The sequence below is a fragment of the Dehalococcoidia bacterium genome, from assembly GCA_030648205.1.
Lineage (GTDB): Bacteria > Chloroflexota > Dehalococcoidia > JAUSIH01 > JAUSIH01 > JAUSIH01.
The window spans coordinates 1-3,094 of the sequence record JAUSIH010000089.1 but is presented as its reverse complement, the minus strand read 5'-3'; the positions used below and the strand labels follow the sequence as shown (position 1 = coordinate 3,094).

Genomic DNA, 3,094 nt, shown 5'->3' with positions numbered 1-3,094 from the left:
GCAGACTCCGGGAACGGCCGATAAGACTCGTACTTCTCGCTCGCTCTTCGCCAGTACAATTTCCAAACCTGTTGGTTTTTCACGAACCGGATTTTTGCATACGGATGGTGGCGGATGATGGAGGCATCCTGCCAATCGGGCCTGATTTCAAAAAACTCGACGACGTAGCCATTGGCTGCCAGGGCGCGTAGAACACTGTCAGCACAGGGGCCGGTGGATTGAAGGCACAGATTTCCTTGGAAATCTTCGGGCGGCAGCCATCTCCCGGTGAGGAAGCTGGGTATCGAAAGAGCAGTCATGCCGTAGTTGGATGTGGCGTTGGTGAACACTGCGCTGTCCCCGCCAAGGGCGGCAAAGCTAGGGAAGCGCTCCCGGTCGATCTGCCCATCTTTAAAGAGCACGTGTCGGCCCAAGCCGTCAAAGATGATGATGAAAATGGGGTCCTTCTTGGCGCGATCGGTCTCTTGGGAGGCGGCGACCTCCGCTCACGGGCTACTCCAGGCTGTGCTCAGCAGGTTCGCCTGATAGACGAAGACACCTGTAAGGACAACCGAGGCGAAGGAAAGGTAAAGGAACGTTCTTGTAGCTGCGCGGTGCGCAAACACAGCAAGGCCAGCGATGGCCGCGACTAGGCCCACGACCAGCCATATCTTGACGTCCTCAGCCAGGAAGGACGCCAGGCGGAGATAATTCAACTGGATGCTTCGCAGAAAGATGAGGCTGGCACCGGCGAACAGGACCGTCCGGTATGCGCGGAGGACCTTCCCGGCTCCCCAGAGGCGGATAATGGCGCGGTCCAGAAGGAACAGGCCCGCCGTTGGCAGCGCCTGATACACGAGCATCATCAGGAGGAGCGCTGGCCCTGTCCCACGGGCGAAGATGGCGTTGCCGGTGATGATGGTATACAGTGGCTGCGCCAGTCCCCACGTGACGACGCTGAAGCTTATGGCGAGACTGTGCCACCATTTCGTAAAGCGCACGCGACGCTCCTGATGCGGGCTAGGTCAGACTGTATAGTATACGACCGGAGTCCGGCAGCCGGCACTGGTCGCTTATCTGGAAGTGCTCGTGCAGGGCCGCCTCGAAGGCGGCCTGCGTGTACCCGGGATAGATGTCTTCCTTCCAGCGCAGGAGCTTCTGGGCGCCGGGGTCATCCTTTGGCACGAACTCCACGATGACGCTCCGCGCCGTCCGCCGCAGCCACGCGGCCACGCGCGGCAGCGGGACGTTGCCGCCAATAGACAGGTGATGCGCCAGCGCCAGGCACAGGGCCACGTCCGCGGGGCCACGCTGGAGGAGGCCGCGCCGTTCAGCCTGCGCCCAGCCGCGCTCCGGCGATGGGTCCAGGAGATTGGCCACCAGGGGCAGGATGTTGGGGGCGCTCGTGCGGGCGCGCCTGTACAGCATGTCCACGGCGTCGGGGTCGCCGTCCATCGCCACGACGTGTCCGGCGTGGCGCGCGGCCAGCAGCGCGTAGCGTCCCGTGTTGCATCCCATGTCCCAGACGACCCTTGGCCTGGACGCCGCCAGGATGCCCTCCACAAAGGCGTCCTTGCGGGCGCGGGCGTCCGGACTGTACGTGTTGTCCTCGTCGTAGCTTGTCCATGCGGAGGCGGAGCGCCCCGGCGCAAGGCCGTACAAGGCCTTGCGGAGCTGCGTGACCAGGCGGACAATCTGCTTCTTGCCGACCGTCCTCTCCGGAACGGAGACCTTGTCCGGCGCAGAGCGCGCCTTCCCCTCAAGCCACGCGTGGAGCGCCACGTGCACGAAGACAGAAGGGCGCAGCTTGTGGCGCCATGAAAGCACGCGGCTCAGGTCTTCGGGGGAGACCCCGTCCAGAGCGCCCCGCAGCCAGCCCTGGAACCGGACGCCGGTGAGGGCCTGCAGCAGCAACGGGTTGAGGAAAAGGTGGCAGAACTGGCTGTACGCGTTCCATGGCCGCCCCTCCGCGTAAGGCTCGAAGGAGGCGACGTCCACGAAGACGGGTCGCGTCCCGATGAACTGCATGTTATAGGGCGTTGCGTCCTTGAGGATAAAGCCCTTTTCCAGGGCCGCGGACAGGATGTCAAGGTGGCACAGCGCGGCGGCTTTGAGCATCTCGAATGGCCACTCGTAGCAGTAGGAGACGAACGGCAGGCGCGGGTGCTCCACGACGAGCGCGGCGTCGGGCGCCGCCTGGGCAAGCCCCGGAACGTCGGACAGGCCCACGGCGCGGGCCTCCACGACGGCGTCCTTCTGGACCAGCGTGTCCAAGAGGCCGGACGCGACTACCGCGTGGAAGGTGGCCGCGCCTGAGGCGGTGAAATAGCGGAAGACCCTGTTGTTGTAGAGGAGGACGCCGCCGTATGGGTCCTTGAACGAGCCGGGATCAAAGGATATCCCGTTCGGAGTGAGCATGTGCCTTTTAGTGGTCCTGCGGAAGGCTGGCCGTGGGTTTGTCTTCAGGCTTCCCGCGCCTGCGCCGAAACTTGGAGGTAAAGCTATGCCAGAAAAGCCTGCCCAGGACGAGCATTCCCGCCGTACCACCAAGCACTATTTGAAGCAGGAGTCCGCCCGCCGTTGGCTCTATGTAGGCTGGAGGGATCGCCCCCAGTGTCCTCAGAGATAGAAGGCCAATGGAGATGGTCGCAAACAACTGTCGTCTCTTGCCGTCTTTCGCAGTCTACCGCAACGTACAACGTTCTTCCGGGAGAAAAGTTAGGCTCCCGCAGTCCTCTTTGCACAGAATTGATCAGACCCCGCACGCGTCACGTGGCATGCCACTGGGGTCGCCAATGGGCACCATAGCGCGCACAGCCCGTCCTGTCAATAGTCTTCTCGTTGCGGGGGGGGGCAGTATCCGGCAGGTTTCGTAAAACAAACGGCGGGAAAAGCTAACGTTATGTGAGAAAGACCGGAAGCTGGCGCGCTTTCGGCGGCTTCTGCGCGGTGCGCGCCGCGCTGGGGAGTGAAGGCCGTGGTATAATGCTGCTCGTTTGCCTGCGAATCTCTTCTTCCGAGTGAGGCGCGGGATGGCGAAAGTCCTGGTCACCGGCGGCGCCGGCTTCATCGGCTCCCATATAGTGGACGGCTTCGTGGCCGCCGGCCACGACGT

At 63.2% G+C, this 3,094-nt stretch carries 4 protein-coding genes; 1 reads left to right on the top strand and 3 read right to left on the bottom strand.

Translation table 11 applies throughout. From position 1 onward, the window contains the following. The 3 genes from Q7T26_10170 to Q7T26_10160 all read right to left on the bottom strand — a co-directional run. Nucleotides 1-401 (bottom strand): DUF3024 domain-containing protein (locus Q7T26_10170; GenBank protein MDO8532506.1); only part of this gene is annotated, 401 nt, incomplete at its 3' end. A gap of 84 nt (nt 402-485) precedes the next feature. After that, entirely contained in the window at nt 486-980 is a 495-nt protein-coding gene (locus Q7T26_10165) for a hypothetical protein (GenBank protein ID MDO8532505.1), read from the bottom strand. Nucleotides 981-999: 19 nt separating this feature from the next. Next, on the bottom strand, nt 1,000-2,397 hold the full coding sequence (locus Q7T26_10160; GenBank protein ID MDO8532504.1) for a class I SAM-dependent methyltransferase: 1,398 nt from the start codon (nt 2,395-2,397) through the stop codon (nt 1,000-1,002). A 614-nt stretch (nt 2,398-3,011) separates the two neighbouring features. Between Q7T26_10160 and Q7T26_10155 the strand changes: the two genes are divergently transcribed. Next, the coding region (locus Q7T26_10155; GenBank protein MDO8532503.1) for an NAD-dependent epimerase/dehydratase family protein at nt 3,012-3,094 on the top strand (83 nt) is incomplete at its 3' end.